We start from the raw sequence: 20,190 nt of genomic DNA, 5'->3' as shown, positions 1-20,190 counted from the left end.
GGCCAACCAATCTCGTCTTTCTCAGCACCCTCCTATAGTTGAAGAGCACGAGAGGGGATGGGGATGCCCGCTGCCACCGCAGGATACGCAGGCGCCAAGGCCGCAGAGGCCATCGCTACCGCTGAAGCGAATGTAGAGAAGGCCATCAACCGTCTCATCCGATGGTTTATCGTGGTCGCCATCTCCACGATGGGTTTCGGCGCATCCATGGCAGCTCTCTTCCTAGCCGACTAACCCGGATCTCCTCAGGGCCAGCCCACCCGTCGGGTAATCGGTCGACTACAGCCATGGTTGGGAGGGTTCCGGCTGGGACGTGGGGGTGGGAGTCGAGGGGTCGTGGAACCGGTGCAGGTAGACGGCTGCCTCGGATCGGGTGACGAACCGGTCGGGATGGAACGGCTCGGGAGGCGACCACCAAACGATCCCACGCCGGGCCGCCCAGTCCAACGCATCTCCGTACCAGGCGCCGTCCGCCACGTCGGGGAACGGCGGTCGTTCTGTGATCAACTCCCTTTCGGGATACAGATCATCGGGGGTCGGTTCCCCTAGGGACCTTGTATTCGAGACCGCAGCCAGCCGGTGCAGGAGGACAATGGCCTCCGCGCGGGTGATCCGGCCGGCAGGACCCACGTACCGCACCGTCCGCCCCGGCGCGATCCCATGTTGGGCCATCCAGTCCCTGGCCTTTTCGTAGTCCGTGCGCGGGTTGGGATCGTCGAGCGGGCTCGGAGCCCCCTTGGCGGCACCGACGGCGTACGACCACAGCAGCGTTGCGAAGTGCCTCCAAAGCATGGGCTCGTCGGGCCCGAAGAGGTCGTTCGTCAGGCCGGCGGCGATGCCCCGGTCGCTCATCCACCGCACCGCTCCGGCGTAGAAGGCGTCAGGGGGCACGTCATTGAACCAGTCGTGCAAGCAGGGTCGGTCGTGGTGACGGGTCGCCTCGCTGGTCAGCGCCGGCCAGCGACTGCATGCCGGATCCCACTGCCACGGCGGCACGCAGGTGACGACCCGGCAGCGGATCGGACCGACGCAGGTGTCCTGGTTGCACTGGCCGTAACGGAACTGGACACAGTCGACTTTCCTTGTGTCGCACCCGTCCGGGCACCGGCACCAGGCGGCGGTCGCCGAACGCGCGCAGAGGCCTCCCGGCCAGCACCGGCGAGTCGGCAGGCACGCGACGTTGCAGTCGATGTAGTAGCGGGGTCGTGGCTTGTCATAGGAGCAGAACGAAGAATTGTTGACCTTCCACCAGCCACCCACCACCGTCCCGGGCGGGCAAGTGTTCTCGCCCGTCAGCCTGCAGCAGAACTCCGTCCATCCGTCGCAGCACGCCGACCCGGAGGAACACCGCAGCCCCAGGCATGTGATGATGGCGGCCTCCGCTGCTATGGGCCGGATGAGGTAGGCAGGGGCGAAGGCGATGGCTGTCGCGGACATCACCACTGATCGGAGGAACCCGCGCCGCGACGTGTGGCGGTCCACCAGGCTCGATACCCTCATGACGAGTTTGCGACTCATAGCTGCTGCCCTTGGCCGGTGGATTACCGCCGGAGACCGGCGGCTTCGATCCGGAACGTCTCCGGACTCCTACCTCCCGCCGATCTGGCCTGCAGCCACTCCGGCACCGCTGTGAAGCTCACGAGGACCATCCCGGCCAGCACGCACACAGCGAGAGCCAGCGCAACTGCGCCAGCCAGATGATCTGTCGCGGATCCGATCCAGACACGTGGCGAACTGCCCGCTCCTGCCACCAGTACGCACACGGCTGCGAAGAAGAGGTTGCCGATCACATGTATCCACGAGGGTGGTGAATCCACCTGCCCGAAGCATCCGCAAGAAGAGAGACGTCTGTTGACCGCCAGCAGCGCAACCATCGCTAACAGGGAGTAAACGCCGGCCGCGACGAGCGCCGGCCCGGACCCGATAGCCGCAAGGGCGGTCGCTCCGAGTACCAACTCCGCGCCACCGGCCGCACGGGCGAACCACACCCGGGCAGGGAAACCGATGGCGCCCATGAGGTCGGCCGCAGGCCGGGGGTAGAGCAACTTCGCTACCCCGGCGAAGACGAGCAACAGCGAGCCGGCCGCGTAGAACGCCATGGTGAGGTCTAGGAGGGTCATCCAGCGTCAAGGCTACCGCCGACATCCTGGACCGGTCGTACTCGTGGGGTCGGGGATAAACCCGATCCGAGCACTGCGGCATGGCAGACTTGATGCGCAAGCTCGGCCCCTAGGAGGGTACTGAAAAATGTCCAGTTGGCCCGATAGCGAGCAGCGAAACCCCAAGTTGGAGCCATCGCGGGCCAACCCATCCCCGTCTTTTTCAGCACCCTCCTAAACGAGGTCGCGCTTTGAGCGGAGCATGGATGGATCTGCGGCGCCGGGGACCGGACCCGCTGGTGGCCGCGGCGCTCTCCGCGATCTGGCCCGGCCTGGGCCATTTCGGCCACAGAACCCGCCGTGCGCTGCTGTTCGCCAACGGGACCCTGATGGCCTACGTCTTCGCGCTCGGCTACGTGGTGGCGACCGGTACGAGGACCCTGCTCCTCTGGACCGTGAACGTCTCCGCTCTCCGGATCCTGATGGTGGGCAGCCTGGTGGTTCTGGCCTTTCGGTCTGCGGTTGCGGTGGACGCGTTCAGAACTGCGGACCGCCGTTACTGGCGATGGCGCCACAAGCCGAGGCGGCGGGTCGGGACAGCCGTCACGCTCACCCTGGTGGCCGCTCTCATCGCCGCTCCCCACGTGGTGGTCATCCGGCTCGCCTCGGTGCAGCTGGCCCTGCTGTCGGACGTCTTCGTCGCCACCAACACGCTTACCGCGGCTCCGACCCCGCTTCCCACCACCTCCCCGACGACCTCCCTGCCGGAGGCCGGCGAGGCCGACCCATCGGGACCCATCGTTCCGCTCACACAGGCGACGACCCCGGCGCCTACCACATCCACCACGGCCACGGCCCTAGCCCCGGCCGCGCAACCACAACTGACATGGGACGGCGCGAGCCGCCTCACCATTGCGCTATTGGGTAGCGACGCCGGGTTCGACCGGGTCGGGGTCCGAACCGATACGATCATCGTGGTCTCGATCGATGTCGCCACCGGCGATGCAGCCGCGTTCAGCGTGCCGCGAAACTGGCGTCACGTCACCTTCCCGGACGGAACAGCCGCCGCGGCACTGTGGCCGGACGGGTATCCGGAGATCGTCAACGAGATCTACGGCCTCGGATTGAGACACCCCGAAGCCTTCCCGCAGGTCGACGATCCGGCCGGACACGCCATCAAGTCCGCGCTCGCCCAGCTGACCGGCTTGCCCATCCAGTACTACGTGCTGCTCGACATGGTGGGTTTCGTAAAGGTCATCGACCTGTTCGGCGGCATCGACCTGTACGTGAGCGAGACGATCGACGAGCGGATCAAGCCCATCGTGGCGGACGGCCCACCCGTCCTCATCGCCACCGAACCCGGATACCACCACTTCGACGGCCTCACCGCCCTCGGCTACGTGCGTGCCAGGACCGGCACCACAGACTGGCACCGGATGACCCGCCAACGATGCGTGGTCGAGGCCCTGCTGGACCAGGTGCCGCGCATGGAGCTGGTGTACCGGTACGCGGACCTGACCGACATCATCGCCAGCCATGTCAGCACCGACATCCCGATCGGCCGCCTCAGCGACCTCATGGGCATGGCGGACCGCCTCGACACGTCGAGGATCGTCACCGTCAACTTCATCCCTCCCGAGTTCCAGCCCGGCGATGCTCCCATCGCCCAGGTACGGGCCGCCGTATCCCAGGCGCTGGAAGGCCGGGCCAACACGTCGAACGCGCTCCTCGCCGATAGCTGCCGGACGCCGTAGTAAGTCCCACCATGGCGCCCGTCCGTCCTGCTAACCGGCACCCTCCGCCTGATAATCTGGCGAGGTGGCCCTCGCTCTCGTCCTGCTCAGTTGCGCGGTGGCGGTCCTCGCCCTGCTGGTGTTCGGCCTGCTGAGGTCGCACGCCGAGATAATCCGAGCTCTCCACCGTGCGGGAATCCCTCTCGAGGAGAGCGGCGGGCATGCTGGACGACCCGATGCGCCCGTGGAGTTGCGCCCCCCACCGGACGGGGCCGCGCACGACATCGTCGGCACATCTCCCGGTGGGAACCCCATCAAGATCAGCGTCACCGACGCTCGCGGCCTGACACTTCTGGCGTTTCTCTCGTCGGGTTGCCGGACGTGCGAGACGTTCTGGACGGCCTTCGCCGAAGCCGACCTCGACCTCTCGGACGCCAGGACCCGGCTCGTCATCGTCGGTCAGGATCCGCCCCTCGAGTCGGAGACCGCCTTTGCCGCCCTGGCACCGCCGGGTGTCAAGACGGTGCTGTCCAGCGCGGCGTGGCAGGACTATGACGTTCCCGGATCACCGTACTTCGCGCTGGTCGACGGTACGAACAACCGGATGGTGGGTTCAGGCACCGCCGCCAACTGGGACCAGATGCGGAACATGCTCCGGACGGCCCTGGGCGACTACCTCCGTGAGATCGACCCGGAACGCGGCACGACCTCGGGCCGGGACCGGGCAAGGCGCGCCGATGAGGCTCTCGCGGCGGCCGGCATCGGTCGGGACCATCCGAGCGTCAACCCCGAACCCGGCACCGGCGACACGGACACCCGTCGCAACCTGCCCCCCGAACAGTGATCACTTCTTTCGCGGTAGGCGTCGCCGCCGCGGTCGTTGCCGGATTCCGCTCCACCTGGTCGCCCTGAGGCCTTTCGATGCTCACGAGCATCAGCCCGCTCGGCGAGCGGGCCCGGGGCAACCGCTGGCCACTGACCGTGACGTGGCTGGTGGCCGGGACGCTGGTCGGCGGAGCATCTCTGGGCGCCGTCCTAGGCGCAGCCAGGCGAGCCCTACCCGTCACCCTCGACGAGACCTGGCGCCTGTCCGCGCTAGCCCTGGCCGGAGTGGTTGCCGCGGTGTGGGATCTGAAGGTACGCCGGTTCCCCATCCGTCGCCAGGTCAACGAGGACTGGCTCTCGGCCTTCCGGCCGTGGGTATACGGCTGGGGCTACGGGCTCCAACTGGGTGCCGCGGTCGTCACAGCGGTCAACACGGCCCTCGTTCCCATGTTCATGCTGGCCGCCCTGCTGACCCGTGACCCGATGAGTGGACTGTTGGTAGGCGCGGCCTTCGGCGCGATACGGGGGCTCACCGTGACACTGAATGGCCGGGTCAGGAACGCTGCGGACCTCGCCAGGCTGCATCACCGGCTCGACAACCTCGCGCAGAGGGCCAGGCGCCTCGGCGCTCTCGCTTCCGCCCTGCTGGCAGCCCTGTCCGCGGTCGCCCTGGTGACCTGACAGCATGCACCGCCTCTCCGCATACGGGATTGGTCTGGCCGTGCCGACCGGCTGGGAAGCCGAACTGTCCCTGCAGCAGGACGCCGACAAGACCGACGCCGGCCCGGCGCCGCCTGGCGACGGCTTGATCGTTCTGCACGCGGCCAACTCCTGGCTACCGAACGAGCGTGACGACTACGGCTCCGAGGCGTTAGAGGCCATGGGACCGGCAGGCGTCTTCATCGCACTCGTGGAGTTCGATCCCGGCGCAGTCGGCTCCATGCTGTTCGAGCACCACGGCGTCCCCGCCGAACTACAACCCGACGACTTCGATCCCAACGCACTCCGGCGGCCCATGCGAGAACAGGCCGGCCTCCAACGATTCTTCCACTCGGCCGGTCGGGCCTTCTGCCTCCACGCCGCGATCGGCTCCTACCACCACCGCCACCCCCTTACCCAGGAGGCGAACTCAATCCTCTCAAGCCTCACCATCGAATAGACCCGGACGACCCTCCAGCCCCGCTCTCACGGCCATCGGAACAATCCCATGGAGCTATAGCCACAACAACGGCGGCTACCCTGCGGAGGGGTCAGAGCCGAGCCGGTGCGGTCAGGATCTCCGTCACGATTCCGAGCCTGGTGGGAACAGCCGGCACACCCTGGCGAACGATGCACTGGCCCACGAAGAAGCGTGGTGGGAATCGACCCGACCGGGAGGATTAGGTGCCGCCCTTGCGAGGAGATCTGATCAGCCTTCGCCTCGTGCGCAGTTCCGACATCGACGGCTTGATCGAGCTACTGAACGACCTCGACATGCGCGGTGCTCTCGGCCACGTTCTCAAGTCCGAAACGGACATCCGCAGCCGGTTCGAGCGGGACGGCTACTGGTCCGACGACTCCGGAGTGCTGCTCATGATCGATGCGGCCGCCGACATTGTCGGGTGGGTCGGCTTCATTCCCATCACCTACTACTTCTACGGCTACGAGATCAACTACCAGGTGTTCGGCGAGCAGTATTCCGGGAAAGGCTATGCAACCGAGGCCCTAGGGCTGCTCACGGAGTACTTGTTCTCGACCAAGCTGATGGACCGACTCCAGCTCAGTATCCATCCGGACAATCTCGCATCGCGGCGGGTGGCAGAGAAGTGCGGCTACACCCAGGAGGGTGTGATGCGCTCACTGGCGTTCCTCGATGGCCGGTTTCACGACATAGAAATGTGGTCGATCACCCGCCAGATGCACGAGGCGTTGTAACAGTCCACAGAGCAAGCGGGGTGTCAATCCCGATCAGCCGTACGACCAAGCCGAAAGCCTCAATGCGTGGCAGTCGCCGGCAGTCTGGCTGCGCCCTCTCCCTTGTTACCTCGCAGTTTCGACAGACTCAGCGGCCGAGACCTTGCCGGCGCGGTGGGCTCGGCTATCACATCCCTGTTGCCGCTCCGGCTACCTTTCTGATGTCCGTCTTGCCGGTGGTGCGTTGGGGCACCCAGCTGATCAGCTTCTTGAATCCCTCGTTGAGGAGGAAGAAAGTCGTGAGGGCATAGAGGGCCACGATGAACGTCACCACCAACAGCTGGGCGGTGTTGGTTCCTTGCACCGCCGCGTCAGCCAGGTGCCCCAGCCCGGAACCGAAGCCCAGGAACTCGGCGACGATCGCCAGTGACCAGCTCCCTCCCATGGCGAGCAGGAGGGCGGTGCGCAGTTCCGGAATCGACCCGGGCACTATCACTCTGTAGTAGGTGCGCAGCCGGGAGGCGCCCAGGGTACGGGCGCTCTCGATGTACCGGTCGGGCACGTTGGATACCGCATTCATGGTGGCCACCACCAGGATTATCCACACCCCGAAGGCGATGTAGATGGTGATGCCCAGGAAGCGGCGGCCCAGGACAAGCTGCAACCACGGAGCCGCCACCAGGAGGGGGATCATCCGCAGGAAGTTCATGGGCGCCCACGCGGTCTTGCGCACAGCCGGCCAGTAGGGAAGGAGCAGACCGGTCAGGAGGCCGAGCGTCATGCCGAGTACCAGGCCGCACAGCAGCCTGAGGAGCGTCACACCGGAGTGATAGGCGATGGCGAGGAACGCACCCAACCAGGTCGCCTCGCCACGGAGGATGGGAAGGGGCGCCAGTCCCTCGACGTTAAAGCTGACGGAGCCGAGGTCAATCCCGCGGACGGTCCAGTACTTGGACATTCCGAAGAGGGTGTCACCGAACACGTACTCCCATCCGGGAACCAGGGGATGCTCGAGAGTCCCGTGAGGCACGATGTAAGACGCCACCTGCCACGCCAGCATCAACAACACCCAAGAGAGGAAGAAGAGGGGACTGCGGCGCATGCCGGCCCACAGCATGTCCGGCCACGCCGCTATTCCCCGTCCCGCCCTGATCAGAATGTCCTTGACCCGGGTCGTGCGGAACGCAACCGGCCAGGCCAAGAACAGCACCGACCCGGAAACGAGGTAAGACCACGTGACGGTGATCACGCCCTCGCCATGTGTCCAGGTGACGAAGGGAAGGCTGTCAGGCAGCTGAACGAGCAACCACGGGGTCAGGACAGCCCAGATCAGCCATCCAATCCAGAAGAGGGCTCGGAGGAGCACAGGCTGCTGATTCAAACCGTCGTCGCCTTCCCCTTGCCTACAAGGCCAGTTGGCGGCCGCCCTCAGACCATCTGGTGAGGGAGCGTATTGCCAGTACCAGGATCCCGTCGACCGCCGCAGCCAGCACGCCGAAGAAGAGGATCAGAGCGACCACCGCGGTCGGCCCACCAGCGTGGCCCATCACGTAGCTCCACATGCGGATCAGGAACCCTCCTCCCATCTGTGGTCCGAGCACCTCCACCAGCGTCCCCAGACCCCAAGCGCCTCCCAGCGTGATCCGGAAGCCCCCCGCGATCTCCGGAATCGTTCCCCGCAGATAGACCCAACGGAAGATCGTGCGGCGGTCCCCTCCCAGCGTGAGGGCTGATTCGATGATCCCCACCGGTATGTTCTCGGCCGCCCGCCGGGTGAAGAAATACATCAGAAGGGTGGTGTAGAAGGCGACCACCCCGATGGTGGTCAACAGGGGGTAATCGATCCCGAACCAGATCACGAAGAAAGGCGCCACGATGAAGATGGGGGTCGTCCCGAAGAAACCGGTCACCGGCGTGACCACATCGGCTATCCACGGCATGAGCAGACTACTCAGCCCGACCGCCAAGCCGATGACGGTCCCCAGCGCGACTGCGATCAGGATGTTGCGGGTGGTGTGCAGCAGATGGGGAAGGTACCCGAAACAGCGATCGGGAAGGCTGTCCAGCCGACCCCTCTTGAACTCCAGATCTGCCGATAGGTCCGGACAGGCGTGAACAAAGTTCTCCTTCATCGGCTCGCTGAACATCAGGTTGTCCCGGAAGTGGGTGGAGGCCTCGATCGGCGTCGGGATGAGGGAGGAGAGGGGCGAGAAGGGCGCGGCCAGCAGCTGCCAGTACAGCAGGAACAGCAACATCCCCAGGACCGAATAGAAAACGTAGGAGACCCGGCGGCGCCGCCTATTCCGGCGCGCTGTCGCTCTTACATTGAGAACATCGGTGCTGGTCGTGGTCACGGTACCTCTCGCCGTCCCCGTGGTCTTGGGACTCGCCCACAGGAGGGAACGCGCTCGGCGCGCTTCTGCTTGCTTACGAGGCACACGCTACCCGAACACCGGCTTCGCGGCGGCAACCGCCGCCTGGCTCCCTGACATGCCCGAGCCCGGCGCCACGATCACGACCCTCCACGGGGCCGCAGCACCGTGTCGTAGTGGTTTGATATCATTAGTGATATCATATGGTCGGTAGAGGTCGAGCCGGAAGTCGAGCGATGGATCGAGTCGCTCTCTGTGAAAGACTTCGCGAAGGTGGTGGCGGCCGTGGAACGACTCGCCGAGGATGGCAACCGTCTGCGGTTCCCGGCCTCGCGTGCGCTAGGCGACGGGCTCTTCGAGCTTCGGATCAGCCTCGACCGAGTCGCGCGGCGGATCACGTTCTGCTTCGCGGAGAACCGGCGGATCGTTCTATTGACTACGTTCCGCAAGCAGCGGCAGAATGAGCGGGCCGAAGTCCGGCGGGCTCGCCGGGCGATGCGACGGTGTCTTGCTGAAGGACATGCAGCCGAGGAGGAGTGATGGCGCGTCCAACGATTGAGGAACTGCGAGACAGACGGCTCAACACGATGAGCGCCGACGAACGCGTCGAGTTCGACGAGGCCCTCACCGCGGCTCGTCTAGCTCTGGAGGTGGGTGAGAAGGTCCGCGACGCGCGAGAAGCCGCGGGGCTGACACAGCGCGACCTTGCCGCTCGTATGTCGACGAGCCAAGCCGCGGTTGCCCGCCTCGAATCCGGCGGCACGAGGGCCACGCTCACGACCCTCCACCGAGCCGCAGCAGCCCTCAATATGACGATCACGGTCAACCTGGCTCAGCCACACTGACACCAGCATGTGGCTCGCCATTCGGCATAGCCCTACAGAGTTAGCCAGATGGCGGCATCTACTGCCACGGGGGCGCCGTTCTCCTGGAGTAGGAGGGGGTTGACGTCGATCGCTTCGACCTGGTCGTGCTCCAGGCCGATGCGGCCTAGGGATATCAGGACTCTTGACAGGGCGGAGCGGTCTGCGGGAGCGGTGCCGCGGACGGGGCCGAGGATTGCCGAGCCTCGGGTGCTGTCCATCATCGCCAGTGCGTCGCGTTCCTCTAACGGGGCTATCCGGAAGCAGGCGTCGTCCAGGACCTCGGTGAAGATGCCGCCCAGGCCGAACATCACACAGGGGCCGAACTGGGGGTCCCGGATCATGCCGGCCACCAACTCACGGGTTCCTTTGATCTGGGGCTGCACCAGGATGCCGTCCAGCGCTCCGGCTGCGGCGGTCTCGATGGCTGTGAACGCCGATGCGACTTCGGCGCCTGTGTTGAGGTTCAGCTTGACGACTCCGGCCTCCGACTTGTGGGTCAGACCGGCGCCGCATCCCTTCAACACCACGGGGTATCCGGTGCCGGTGGCCGCGTCCACAGCCTCTTGCTGCGTGGTGACGAGGGTCGTCGCCACCACGGGAATGCCATAGCTGACGAGGATCTTGCGGCTCTCGAACTCCGACAATGACCGCGTGTCGCCCGCTCGACCCGACAGATCGGCCCCGGTCTCCATCATGTTGCCTTCGCCGCGGTCACGAAACCTGAGTAGTCGGCCAGCCGGGCCAGGGTTCGGGCCGTGGAGTCGATGTCCGGGAACGCCGGGATGCCTCCGTCGAGAAGTATTTGCCGCATCTCCCGGATGACCGTGCGGTACTCGGGTCCCGAACGGTAGGAGCGCCATGTTGCTACCAGCGGCTTGCCGTTCATGTGCGCGGAGCCCGACTTGGCGAGGAAGGTGGCCAGCGCGGCTATGCGGTCGGGCGCCACGTCGTACATCCAGTCGACGTGGAAGTACACGACCACCATGTCGAGATAGTCCTGCGAGCTGAGCACCTCCAGCACGGGAGGCATCTGCGCCGGGTCGGTCATGACATCGTGCGCGTCTACCGGATTCGTGATGATGTTGCCGGCCGCAGGAATGGTCACACGAAGCTCGGCCCGGGCCTCGGCGGACAGCGGCGGAACCTCAAGGCCGGCTCGGCTGCATGCGTCGGCCGCCACCACGCTGCTCCCCCCTCCCGTGCCCACGATGGCGACTCCGTGCCCGGCCGGCCGCGGGAGCCGTTTCAGGGCGTCGATCGTGTGCGCCATGTCCTGGACCGTATCGACCCGGATCGCTCCGCTCTGCGCGAAGAACCCCTGCCAGATGCGGTCGTCGCCCGCCAGGGAGCCCGTGTGGGAGGCAGCGGTCCGGCGGGCGGCCCGGCTGGCGCCCGGCTTCACCATGACGACCGGTTTGTCCGGGGTCGTCCGGGCGACGGCCTCGAGGAGCCGGCGGCCGTCGGCGACTCCTTCCAGATACACCCCGATGGCGTCCGTCTCCGGATCGTCCGAGAGGTACTCCACCAGATCCGATGCATCGACCGTCAGGCCCGTTCCGTAGTTGACGACGGTGCTGAACGAGAGCCCGATCTGGGAGCCGTACCCGATGATCCCGTCGGCGAAGCCGCCGCTCTGGGTGAGAATCCCGACCGATCCGACCGCCTCCGGCGCCCCGGCCCAGGTGACCAACCGGAGTCTCGGCGAGAAGACACCCATGCTGTTGGGACCGATCACCCGTAGACCACCGTCGACCGCGATCTGCGTGATCTCGTCATGGAGAGCTTTCCCCTGCTCCTCACCCGTCTCGCCGAAACCGGCCGAGAAGATGTGAACGTTGCGGTTCCCGGTGGCAACGCAGTCGCGGAGAATCCAGGGGACGATGCGGGCTGAGAGGCCGATTATCACGAGATCCACCGGCTCCGGAAGGTCGGTGAGGCCGGCATAGGCCTTGTGGCCTCGGATGACGTCGGCCTTCGGGTTGATCGGGTAGAGGCGGCCGCGATAGCCGAAGTCGACCAGTTGGCCGAACATGTCCACCCAGCTCGCACCCGGTTTGTCACGGGAGGCGCCGACGACCGCTATCGACTCGGGTTTGAGCATCGCGTCGAGCCCGGGCGAGCCTTGCATGTCCCTAGCTCCTAGTGGATCGAGAGTCGGCGGACTGGCATGGGTACGGACATGGTGGGCGTTGGCACGACCCGGCCACAGGCCGTCCTACTCGGAGAATGCGGAGGACGACAGGTTCTCCTGGAGGGCGTATATCGAACCCGGCCAGGGCCGGGACGGATGGGGCAGCCTCACCGGGACGTCCGCTATCCGCGGCTCCACGACAGGTTCTCCCCTCAGCAGGCACGCGTTGTACTCGTCCCATGTACTCCAGGTGTCCCAATTGCCGAGGCCGAACAACGGCCAGGCGTCCGCGGCCGCCAGTTCGAGGAACAACACGCGCCGCGGGCGATCGGACGTGTTGGGCGGGGACCCGTGCAACATGCGGATGTGATGGATGGATATCCCGCCGGCCGGGACCTCTACGGGAATCGCGTCCGCCGGGTCGAAGTGCTCGCGGCCGACCGCGCCGACGAAGTATCCGTCCTCGTGGTGGTTGTAGACCGGGTGGCGGTGGGAGCCGGGGATCACGAGCAGGGCGCCGTTCTCCGTGGTCGTGTCGTCGATGGCGATGCCCACGGCCAGAAGGTCGTCGTTGGTGTGCGGCATGAAGCCCCAGTCCTGATGCCACTCCACCACGCTGCCGAACTCCGCGGACTTCATGTTCAGCTTCTCGCCCGTGAACCGGATGGACGGGCCGATGAGCTGCGCGACCATGTCGAGGATGGCGTGGTGATGCAGCATCGACATGTACAGGTCGTGGTGCAGCGAAGGACGTTTGATGCGGCGCACCCGGACGTCATCGGCCGTGTGACCGGGCTCCAGATCAAACCTCTCATCGCTCCCGGTCATGAACCGGGCGCTCTCTACCAGCTCATCGGTGACCCGTCGCAGCTCGCTGACCTCGAAGGATGACAGGACATCCCTCACCACGACGTAGCCGTGCTCGTTGTAGGAGTCGATCTGCTCCCGGGACAACATGTTGCTACCTCAGCTTGTAGAGGCGAGCGGCGGTGCCTCCCATGATCGCGGCCAGTTCCTCGTCCGTGAACGCTTCCGAGCCCTGCCGCTCGGCGACATCGTTGACCCTCCGGTAGAGCTCCGGCACCGCGGCGAAGTCTCTACCGATGCGGATCTTGTCGCTGTTGTCCGAGCCGTACATGGCTCGGTCGGTAGCCACATACGACCTGAGCATGGCCAGCGCATCGTGGAGGGGCTCGGGCGCTCCGCCGGCGAAGTGACAGAGATCGGCATGGAAGTTGGGATGCTTCGCCACCATCAGTATCCCCTTGGCCACCCAGGGCCAGTTGATAACGACGATGACCTTCATGTCGCGGAAGCGTCGTCCCACACCGTCCAGCAGGAACGGATCCCCCAACTCCAGCGACGCGTTGATGATGGGGGTCCATCCCGTGAAGAAATGCACCGGGATGTCCAGCTCGATGGCCTTTTCGTACAACGGGTCCAGGCTGCGGTCGTTCGGGGAGTAGAGCTGGTAGCTGGGAACAAGCTTGAGGGCCCGGAAGTCCAACTCCTTCACGCACCGTTCCAGCTCCTCGACCGCCCACGGAATACCCCGCATCGGATCGATGCACGCGACGCCCTTCAGCCGGTCCGGGTACTTGGCGACCTGGTCGGCCGTGTAGTCGTTCGGAACGTACACCTCGTATTCGTCGGGATGGTCGGGATGGAAGGTGGTGCGGCGGATGTCGCTCCCCTGGACCATCCCGATGTCGATTCCCGACCGATCGAGCAGATTGACCATCCACTCCCCGTCGGTGGTGCCGTACTCGACGCCGTACGGCCTGTACAACTCCTGCATCCACCAATGGGGGACCTGCTCCGGTACCTCGGTGAGGTGTAGATGGCAATCTACGGTGACCATGGTTCTCCTGCAGGCGTTGGGCGGGACCGGAAGCGGCCGCTACCGGTAGGAGAATAGACAGAGGCCGAACGACGGCGCGACGACCGGGTACGTAGCGCCCTGTGGCGCAGGCCATGAGGGCCGGATACACTCGACGGTCGGCGGGCAGCCGAGGCGTGAGGAGACTTGTCGTGCCGCAGACGAAGGGTCGGACTCCGGCGACGCTGCTTCTCGAGGCCGGCGTCGCAGGCATTCGAGCCTCGGTCGGCTGATGTCCGCGGACGCGACCAGGGACTCCTCGCAAGCCTCCATGGTCGTGCTCGGCGCCGTCGGTGTCCTGCTCATGATGGGCGCCTGGGAACTGGTGGGCAGGCTCGAACTCCTGGGACGCAACTGGCAACCCCTCTCGGCCGTGGTCCGGGCGTTCCTGGAGAACCTTCCTGTCTTCGCCAGAGCCACCAGGGCCACCATCATCGACGCCGGTAAGGGATTCGTCGCCGGGATCCTGCTGGGGCTGGCACTCGCGGTGCTGGGACTTCTCGCACCGGCATTGAACCGGGGCATCGGCAGGATGGCGACCCTGATCAACTCGATACCGTGGATCGCGCTCGGGCCTGTCCTGGTGATGATCGTGTCGCAGGAGACCGTGCCGTTCACGTTCGCGCTACTGGCTGTCTTCTTCGCCAGCTTCATCGCCATCACCTCGGGTTTCTACCTCGCCCGCCAGTCTCACCATGACCTCCTCTCCAGCCTGGGATCGTCTCGCTGGACCAGATTCCGGCGCTTGCAGCTGCCGGTCGCGGTGCCATCGTTGATCTACGCCGCCAAGCTCGGCGCCCCGGCGGCCATGTTCGGCGTGGTCTTCGGGGAGTGGTTCGGCTCATCACGCCCCGGACTGGGCGCCCTGATCGTCACCTCGATGCGGAGTCTCCGCGCTGACCGCCTTTGGGCGGCGGCCGCTCTCACATCCCTGATCGCCATCGCGGTATTCGCCGTGTTCGCCGCCCTCGAGCGGGCCGCGCTCAACAGGTTCCGCTGATGCCACCTACCCATGGGAGGCCGGCCACCGTCAAGGATCCATCGAGCCGAAGGGGCCTCGAGGGTGATTCAGGTGACTCCCGGCTGCGGACCGTTCGGTCCCTGGCGCGCCGCTTCCTGGTCGCCATCTGGCCCTACGTCCTCGTCATCGGCGCATGGCAGGCGTGGGTGACCCTCGGGGGTGTACACCGGCTCGTGATCCCGGAACCGGGCGCGGTGGCTTTCGATATCTGGTCGGCCCCGGGCGAGTACTGGTCCTACGGTTGGCGGACCGTCCTGGAAGCCGCCGCCGGTCTGGCGATCGGGACCGCCATCGGCGTGGCCGCCGCGATCGCAGTTTGGTTTTCGCGGGTGTTACGCGGTCTGCTGACGACCTCCATGATCCTGCTCTACTCCGCTCCCATCGTGGCCACGATTCCGATCATGGCGAAGGTGCTGGGCTACTCCGCCACCACGGTTCTGGCCATTGCGGCCATCGTGTCGATGTTCCCCACCTTCGTCCTCGTCAACTCCGGTCTTCTGGATTTGCCGGCGGGTTCGGTGGATGTCTTCCGGAGCCTCGGGGCGCCGCGAACGGTGGAACTGATGAGACTCGCATTGCCTGCCGCGATGCCGAACTTCCTGGTCGCATTCCGGCTCAACGCGGCAGTCGCGTTCATTGCGGCGGTCATCGGCGAGTACCTGACCGGCGTCCGGGGCCTGGGCTGGCTCTTCGCGCTCTCGTTCAGCCGGTTCGATGTCGACCGGGCCTGGGGTGCGGCGATGGTCATAATCGCTCTGTCCATTCTCTCCTACGCACTCGCCAGCCGGGTCGAGGAACGGGGCATCGAACGCTGGACGTGAGCGAGCGCGGGTCGGCGTCGATCGGGACCCGCGACCGTTCGGAGACGGCGGATACGCCGGAAGCGGTCACCGGGCGCCCGATCATGTCGTGGGGCAGGCCCTCTCGGTTAGCGGTCAGCCTGCATCGGTATGCTTATCCGGGCCGCGGATCGGTTCGCCCCGATCCGCGCACGGAATGAGCTAGCGAAAAGTCGGAGTGCGACTACCAGGAGGAGGACGCATGATCATCCAGAGGAAGCGGGTCAAATGGATATCGGTAGTGGCGCTCCTCGCGCTCTTGGCGGTCGCCTGCGGAGACGACGAGCCTGCCGAGACGCAGGCAACGCAGGCCACGGCCGCGCCGACCACTACGGCCGCGCCGACCACGACCGAGGCCGAGATGACCGAGACCACTGCGGCAGCTACGACCACCACGGCCGCCCCGACGACCACCGCGGCACCCGCTCCTGCCGAGCCGACCGACATAAGACTGCGGCTGAGCTGGATCGCCGATCCCGGCTTCATGGGGCTCTACGAGGCCGTGGAGCAAGGATTCTTCGACGACGAGAACATCCACGTTACGATCGAGCACGGTGGCCCGAACGTGCCCAACTCGACCCAGGTGGTTGCGGGTGGAGCTGCCGATATCGGCGTCACCGATCCGTTCTCGCTCGCTCTGGCCATGTCCGAGGGAGCGGACTTCGTCGTGTTCGGCGTCAGGATGCAGTCCGACCCGACCGGCATCGGCTCGCTCTGCGACAACCCGATCAACTCGCCGGCCGACATCGCCGGAAAGAAGATCGCAGGCGGCACCACCGACGGATTCCTGATCGATGCGTTGCTGACCGCCAACGGGCTGGAGCCCGGCACCTACGAGCTGATTCCGGCCGGCTGGGACATGTCGCCGGTGGTCGACGGAACGGTCGACGGCATGCTGATCTGGGTCAACAGCCATCCCCTCCCGCTGAACGCGCAGGGGATCTGCAACGTCAGCTGGACGTTCAGCGAGATGGGTCTGCCCGCCTACCAGGACCTGTTCTTCACGACGACAGAGTTCATGGACAACAATCGCGAAGCGATCGTGGGCTTCCTCCGGGCCAACATCAGGGGCTGGGAGTACGCCTTCAACGATCCTGCCCACGCCATAGACCTGGTTATGAACACGTGGGGCGGGGTCGATCTCGGCCTGGTTCTCGAGGACCAGTTCCCGATCCATGAAGCACAGATACCCCTGATGACCAGCCCCCTCACCGATGAGAAGGGCCTGTTCTGGTTCGATCTCGACCAGATCCAGAACATCCAGAACGGTTACGTGCTGACGGCTACCGGGCTCGAATCCGTACCGGACGCCGCCGACGTCTACGACATCTCGATTCTCGAGTCCGCCTACGAGGGCTGCGGATCCTCGCTGCTGGACTGTTAGAAGCGAATCCTCGCCGGATAGAGCGCTGCCTCTCCGAGAGGAGGGGCAGCGCCTCTTTTCGGCACCTGCCAGCGCCCGGCTGGGTCGGATCTAGAGTCCGAGCTTGTAGAGTCGGTTGGCGGTGCCCCCCATGATGGCTTCCATCTCGTCGTCTGAGATTTCGGCCGTGCCCCGCCTCGCGGCGACCTCGTTCACGGCGTAGAACAGCTCGGGAACGGTCGCCACGTTCTTACCGATCCTGATCTTGTCGTTCCCGTCCGATCCGTACAAGGCCCGGTCGATGCAGCCGAAGTCCTTGATCTTCAGCAGCGCGTCGTAGAGTTGCTCGGCGCTCCCCCCTCCGAACCACGCTAGGTCCATGTAGAAGTTCGGATGGCGGGCAGCAACGGCGATTCCCTCATCGATCCATGGAAAGGCCAGGTAGAAGACGACCTTCAGGTCGCGGAGCTCCCTGCCCACGTCGTCGAGGAGGATTGGATTCGAGTACTTCATCGGAGCGTTGATGATCGGCGTCCACCCCGTGAAAAGGTCCACGGGAACGTCGAGCTCTATGCACTTCTCATAGAAGGGATACACCCGGCGGTCGTTGATGGCGTGGTCGTGGTAGGCGGTCTTGAGCGCGAGGGCCACGAACCCGTGCTCCTTGATGAAGTACTCGGTTTCGGCCAAGGCGTCCTGCGGATCGCGCAACGGATCGACCGCAACTTGGCCGAGGAGCCGGCCCGGGTGCTTCGCCACCTCTTCGGCGATCCACTCGTTCGGGATGTACACCCCGTGGTCGCCGGGATGATCCGGATGCGAGGTGGTACGCCGGATATCGCCGCCCTGCACGATCGCGATGTCGATTCCGGCATCGTCGATCATGTCCACGATGTCCTGACCATACCGGGAGACGCCCGTGCCTCCGTATGGCAGGTACATCTCCTCCATCCACCACTTCGGAACCTGGCTCGGCGTCAATCCGATGTAGTGATGGCAGTCGACGGTAACCATGGTCGCTCCTAGTAGTCGGTTGCCTGCCCTCCGCGCTGGGTGGCTTGATCCGGCACAGTACTAGAGAGGCCGACCGGCATAGATCAGGCCTGGCCGGCGCGTGGCATAGAATCCGGCCATGCGAACCGGTCTTGCCGCCGAGGACTTGGGTGACATGCTCGATCGCCCGCTCCTGGCGACGCTCGCGACCTACCGCCGGGACGGTCTGGTCCTGCTGTCGCCCGTGTGGTTCGAGTGGCGGCACGGCGGGTTCAACATCGCTATCGGCCGCAACGACGTGAAGGCGAGGCACCTGAGGCGTGACCCGCGGGCGTCGGTCGTGGTGGCGGAGGCCGAACCGCCCATGCGGGGCCTGGAGATACGCGGTTCCGCTCGGCTGTTGCACCAGAGTCCCGAAGTCGACCGCCGGATCGTCGAGCGCTACGTCGCCGCAGCGGAAGTAGACGACTACCTGGCCGGACTACCCCCGGGCGTTCTTGTCCGGCTCGAACCCGGCGCACTGCGCGCATGGGACTTCGCTGACGAGCATCACTGAAGCCGGTTCTCAGCCATCCTCTGGAGAAACCGGGGCCGGGTTCATCGGCTCGCCGCTGGGGACCGGAGCACCCTCCGGCGCCGGCGGCGATTGTAAGTCAGGTACGGTCGTGTCAGCGTCCGCAGGCGGCGATCCCTTGACCAAAAAGAAGCGTCGAGCTATCAGCCACACTCCAACCCCTAATAGACCTGAAGCAATCAAGCTGATGATGTTAGAAAACGATGTGGTAAATAGAAAGTTGGAAATCGTCCTAAGAGAACCATAATCAAACAAGTCAACTCGAAAGACCCATATAAGCAAAAGGCCGCTTAACGTGTCGCTCATGCTGTCAAATCCTAGAAACAGCCCCCATGCGGCTATCCACCAGTCCCAAGTATTGCGTTGAATTGCGAGCCACAAACCCATCACTACAAGCCATACGCCCCACAGATAAATTTCCTTATAGGGACACCAGAAACAGCCGTCTAGAATCGCATCTCGATTTCCGGAGAGATACAGCGACGCGTCCTCCGTCTGAAAGGCTTCGCCGCTGAACCACCTACTACGCAACTCGTTCGTAGCTCTGCTTACGTCGAGGATCACCGATACGCCCAGACCGAGCTGGACAAGTCCGCCTGTCAAACTTATCCCAAATACCCACCTATTCCTGGAGACTCTAGGGCTCGTCAACTGATCCTCCCATTGGGCTTACCGGCACCCCGCGGAACCAACGTTACATGACCCCCACTGACGGCTAGCCCCCGATCCCACCTCTTTCCGGAACCTCGCTAGGTCTGCCCGCCGTACTTGTCGCCACCGTCGACACGGACCTCGCAGCCGGTCATGAACGCCGCCAAGTCGGAAGCGCAGAACAACGCAACCCGGGCAACATCGTCGGGAACGCCGGCGCGGCCGAGCGGCAACTCCAGACTCATCTGCTCGGCCAGGTCCCCGAGTTCCCAGCCCCCCTGCTCCGCTGACTCCTCCATGCCCGGGGTGAGGATCACGGTGGGGGCCAGCGCCAGCACCCGGATCCCGTGCGCACCCAGTCCCGCCGCCATCCTCCTAGTGAGGGCCACCACACCCAGTTTGGAGGCGACATAGTGCGGAGCGCCTTCCCTGACGTACGCGGGCGCCGTCGAGATGTTGATGATGACGCCGCCCATCCGCCGGGCGATCATCCGGGTGGCCGCCTCCCGGGCGCCCAGGTAGGTACCCGGCAGGTTGACGTCGAGGACGCGATCCCACTGGTCATCATCGATGTCGAACAGGGCATCATCCGGGTAGATGCCCGCGTTGTTGACCCACACGTCGATCCCGCCCGTCCGGGCGACGGCGAGATCAGCCAGGGCGGCGATCGACCGCCGGTCGGTGACGTCAACGCCGGCTGCGACGGCACTATCGGTATCGAGGCTCTTGACCGCCTCCGAGGCGCGTTCCCGGTCGATGTCGGCGACGATCACCCGGGCTCCGGCCTCGACGAACCGCCGAGCGATCGCGTAACCGATGCCCCGACCTGCTCCCGTGACCACCGCGGTGCGCCCACGGAGAGAGACGAGATCTCCGATCGTCCGGTCGCTCATGTCCGCGATGGCCACATCCACTTCCTTGGCCGGATCCGGCGCGAGCCAGAGAACGCCG

General features: G+C 65.3%; 23 protein-coding genes. 12 read left to right on the top strand and 11 right to left on the bottom strand.

All coding sequences use genetic code 11. The features are described 5' to 3' along the window. Positions 1-63: 63 nt before the first annotated feature. Positions 64-234, top strand: coding sequence for a hypothetical protein (locus tag OXM57_11365; GenBank protein MDE0353276.1), 171 nt, complete (start codon positions 64-66; stop codon positions 232-234). Positions 235-279: 45 nt separating this feature from the next. On the opposite strand, the gene OXM57_11360 is transcribed toward OXM57_11365, so the two are convergent. Both OXM57_11360 and OXM57_11355 read right to left on the bottom strand, forming a co-directional pair. Further along, entirely contained in the window at positions 280-1,500 is a 1,221-nt protein-coding gene (locus tag OXM57_11360; protein ID MDE0353275.1) for an S-layer homology domain-containing protein, read from the bottom strand. Positions 1,501-1,541: 41 nt separating this feature from the next. Then, on the bottom strand, positions 1,542-2,120 hold the full coding sequence (locus tag OXM57_11355) for a hypothetical protein (GenBank protein MDE0353274.1): 579 nt from the start codon (positions 2,118-2,120) through the stop codon (positions 1,542-1,544). A gap of 230 nt (positions 2,121-2,350) precedes the next feature. On the opposite strand from OXM57_11355, the gene OXM57_11350 reads away from it, so the two are divergent. From OXM57_11350 to OXM57_11330, 5 genes are all read left to right on the top strand, one after another. Further along, positions 2,351-3,853 (top strand): LCP family protein, encoded by a 1,503-nt coding sequence (locus OXM57_11350; protein MDE0353273.1) that lies wholly within the window; start codon positions 2,351-2,353, stop codon positions 3,851-3,853. 64 nt (positions 3,854-3,917) lie between these two features. Further along, a complete protein-coding gene (locus OXM57_11345) occupies positions 3,918-4,676 on the top strand; it encodes a hypothetical protein (protein MDE0353272.1) in 759 nt (252 codons plus the stop codon). 77 nt (positions 4,677-4,753) lie between these two features. After that, positions 4,754-5,338 carry a hypothetical protein gene (locus OXM57_11340; GenBank protein ID MDE0353271.1) on the top strand — a complete coding sequence of 195 codons (585 nt, stop codon included), beginning with the start codon at positions 4,754-4,756 and terminating at the stop codon, positions 5,336-5,338. A gap of 4 nt (positions 5,339-5,342) precedes the next feature. Beyond that, the gene (locus OXM57_11335; protein ID MDE0353270.1) at positions 5,343-5,816 is read left to right on the top strand and encodes a hypothetical protein; all 474 of its coding nucleotides are present in this window, start codon (positions 5,343-5,345) and stop codon (positions 5,814-5,816) included. Between the two features lie 233 nt (positions 5,817-6,049). Continuing rightward, the gene (locus tag OXM57_11330; GenBank protein ID MDE0353269.1) at positions 6,050-6,571 is read left to right on the top strand and encodes a GNAT family N-acetyltransferase; all 522 of its coding nucleotides are present in this window, start codon (positions 6,050-6,052) and stop codon (positions 6,569-6,571) included. A 166-nt stretch (positions 6,572-6,737) separates the two neighbouring features. Here OXM57_11330 and OXM57_11325 read toward each other — a convergent pair whose 3' ends face one another. Then, on the bottom strand, positions 6,738-7,931 hold the full coding sequence (locus OXM57_11325) for an ABC transporter permease subunit (GenBank protein ID MDE0353268.1): 1,194 nt from the start codon (positions 7,929-7,931) through the stop codon (positions 6,738-6,740). A gap of 22 nt (positions 7,932-7,953) precedes the next feature. After that, positions 7,954-8,904 (bottom strand): ABC transporter permease subunit, encoded by a 951-nt coding sequence (locus tag OXM57_11320; protein ID MDE0353267.1) that lies wholly within the window; start codon positions 8,902-8,904, stop codon positions 7,954-7,956. Between the two features lie 258 nt (positions 8,905-9,162). Here OXM57_11320 and OXM57_11315 point away from each other — a divergent pair, with 258 nt between their 5' ends. Both OXM57_11315 and OXM57_11310 read left to right on the top strand, forming a co-directional pair. Further along, on the top strand, positions 9,163-9,462 hold the full coding sequence (locus OXM57_11315; GenBank protein MDE0353266.1) for a type II toxin-antitoxin system RelE/ParE family toxin: 300 nt from the start codon (positions 9,163-9,165) through the stop codon (positions 9,460-9,462). Next, a complete protein-coding gene (locus OXM57_11310; GenBank protein ID MDE0353265.1) occupies positions 9,462-9,767 on the top strand; it encodes a helix-turn-helix transcriptional regulator in 306 nt (101 codons plus the stop codon). The genes OXM57_11315 and OXM57_11310 overlap by 1 nt, the downstream gene beginning before the upstream one ends. Positions 9,768-9,799: 32 nt before the next feature. On the opposite strand, the gene OXM57_11305 is transcribed toward OXM57_11310, so the two are convergent. From OXM57_11305 to OXM57_11290, 4 genes are all read right to left on the bottom strand, one after another. Next, positions 9,800-10,483 carry an acetate--CoA ligase family protein gene (locus OXM57_11305; protein MDE0353264.1) on the bottom strand — a complete coding sequence of 228 codons (684 nt, stop codon included), beginning with the start codon at positions 10,481-10,483 and terminating at the stop codon, positions 9,800-9,802. Next, on the bottom strand, positions 10,480-11,916 hold the full coding sequence (locus OXM57_11300; GenBank protein ID MDE0353263.1) for a CoA-binding protein: 1,437 nt from the start codon (positions 11,914-11,916) through the stop codon (positions 10,480-10,482). Before OXM57_11300 ends, OXM57_11305 begins: the two co-directional genes overlap by 4 nt. 87 nt (positions 11,917-12,003) lie before the next feature. Continuing rightward, positions 12,004-12,876, bottom strand: coding sequence for a phytanoyl-CoA dioxygenase family protein (locus tag OXM57_11295; GenBank protein ID MDE0353262.1), 873 nt, complete (start codon positions 12,874-12,876; stop codon positions 12,004-12,006). A 4-nt stretch (positions 12,877-12,880) separates the two neighbouring features. Next, positions 12,881-13,780 carry an amidohydrolase family protein gene (locus OXM57_11290; protein MDE0353261.1) on the bottom strand — a complete coding sequence of 300 codons (900 nt, stop codon included), beginning with the start codon at positions 13,778-13,780 and terminating at the stop codon, positions 12,881-12,883. 250 nt (positions 13,781-14,030) lie between these two features. On the opposite strand from OXM57_11290, the gene OXM57_11285 reads away from it, so the two are divergent. From OXM57_11285 to OXM57_11275, 3 genes are all read left to right on the top strand, one after another. Continuing rightward, complete coding sequence (locus OXM57_11285) at positions 14,031-14,798, top strand: ABC transporter permease subunit (protein MDE0353260.1); 768 nt, start codon at positions 14,031-14,033, stop codon at positions 14,796-14,798. Beyond that, positions 14,798-15,640, top strand: a complete 843-nt coding sequence (locus tag OXM57_11280) for an ABC transporter permease subunit (protein MDE0353259.1) — start codon at positions 14,798-14,800, stop codon at positions 15,638-15,640. The genes OXM57_11285 and OXM57_11280 overlap by 1 nt, the downstream gene beginning before the upstream one ends. Before the next feature lie 220 nt (positions 15,641-15,860). Then, the gene (locus tag OXM57_11275) at positions 15,861-17,042 is read left to right on the top strand and encodes an ABC transporter substrate-binding protein (protein ID MDE0353258.1); all 1,182 of its coding nucleotides are present in this window, start codon (positions 15,861-15,863) and stop codon (positions 17,040-17,042) included. 90 nt (positions 17,043-17,132) lie between these two features. Here the strand turns inward: OXM57_11275 and OXM57_11270 are convergent, their stop codons facing one another. Continuing rightward, positions 17,133-18,035, bottom strand: a complete 903-nt coding sequence (locus tag OXM57_11270) for an amidohydrolase family protein (protein ID MDE0353257.1) — start codon at positions 18,033-18,035, stop codon at positions 17,133-17,135. Between the two features lie 118 nt (positions 18,036-18,153). Between OXM57_11270 and OXM57_11265 the strand changes: the two genes are divergently transcribed. Continuing rightward, entirely contained in the window at positions 18,154-18,570 is a 417-nt protein-coding gene (locus OXM57_11265) for a TIGR03618 family F420-dependent PPOX class oxidoreductase (protein MDE0353256.1), read from the top strand. Positions 18,571-18,579: 9 nt separating this feature from the next. Here OXM57_11265 and OXM57_11260 read toward each other — a convergent pair whose 3' ends face one another. After that, positions 18,580-19,191, bottom strand: a complete 612-nt coding sequence (locus OXM57_11260; protein ID MDE0353255.1) for a hypothetical protein — start codon at positions 19,189-19,191, stop codon at positions 18,580-18,582. Between the two features lie 146 nt (positions 19,192-19,337). Continuing rightward, positions 19,338-20,147 (bottom strand): SDR family NAD(P)-dependent oxidoreductase, encoded by an 810-nt coding sequence (locus OXM57_11255; GenBank protein ID MDE0353254.1) that lies wholly within the window; start codon positions 20,145-20,147, stop codon positions 19,338-19,340. Positions 20,148-20,190 lie beyond the last annotated feature (43 nt).

The sequence above is a fragment of the bacterium genome (assembly GCA_028820935.1).
Lineage (GTDB): Bacteria > Actinomycetota > Acidimicrobiia > Spongiisociales > Spongiisociaceae > Spongiisocius.
This window is presented reverse-complemented; position numbering and strand designations above follow the sequence as displayed.

Bases quoted from the DNA above. Each gene is read 5' to 3' on its own strand.
- OXM57_11305 (MDE0353264.1), bottom strand. From the start codon at position 10,483: ATGATGGAGACCGGGGCCGATCTGTCGGGTCGAGCGGGCGACACGCGG.
- OXM57_11300 (MDE0353263.1), bottom strand. From the start codon at position 11,916: ATGCAAGGCTCGCCCGGGCTCGACGCGATGCTCAAACCCGAGTCGATA.
- OXM57_11310 (MDE0353265.1), top strand. From the start codon at position 9,462: ATGGCGCGTCCAACGATTGAGGAACTGCGAGACAGACGGCTCAACACG.
- OXM57_11340 (MDE0353271.1), top strand. From the start codon at position 4,754: ATGCTCACGAGCATCAGCCCGCTCGGCGAGCGGGCCCGGGGCAACCGC.
- OXM57_11360 (MDE0353275.1), bottom strand. From the start codon at position 1,500: ATGAGGGTATCGAGCCTGGTGGACCGCCACACGTCGCGGCGCGGGTTC.
- OXM57_11285 (MDE0353260.1), top strand. From the start codon at position 14,031: ATGTCCGCGGACGCGACCAGGGACTCCTCGCAAGCCTCCATGGTCGTG.
- OXM57_11365 (MDE0353276.1), top strand. From the start codon at position 64: ATGCCCGCTGCCACCGCAGGATACGCAGGCGCCAAGGCCGCAGAGGCC.
- OXM57_11275 (MDE0353258.1), top strand. From the start codon at position 15,861: ATGATCATCCAGAGGAAGCGGGTCAAATGGATATCGGTAGTGGCGCTC.
- OXM57_11280 (MDE0353259.1), top strand. From the start codon at position 14,798: ATGCCACCTACCCATGGGAGGCCGGCCACCGTCAAGGATCCATCGAGC.
- OXM57_11295 (MDE0353262.1), bottom strand. From the start codon at position 12,876: ATGTTGTCCCGGGAGCAGATCGACTCCTACAACGAGCACGGCTACGTC.
- OXM57_11265 (MDE0353256.1), top strand. From the start codon at position 18,154: ATGCGAACCGGTCTTGCCGCCGAGGACTTGGGTGACATGCTCGATCGC.
- OXM57_11270 (MDE0353257.1), bottom strand. From the start codon at position 18,035: ATGGTTACCGTCGACTGCCATCACTACATCGGATTGACGCCGAGCCAG.
- OXM57_11355 (MDE0353274.1), bottom strand. From the start codon at position 2,120: ATGACCCTCCTAGACCTCACCATGGCGTTCTACGCGGCCGGCTCGCTG.
- OXM57_11335 (MDE0353270.1), top strand. From the start codon at position 5,343: ATGCACCGCCTCTCCGCATACGGGATTGGTCTGGCCGTGCCGACCGGC.
- OXM57_11290 (MDE0353261.1), bottom strand. From the start codon at position 13,780: ATGGTCACCGTAGATTGCCATCTACACCTCACCGAGGTACCGGAGCAG.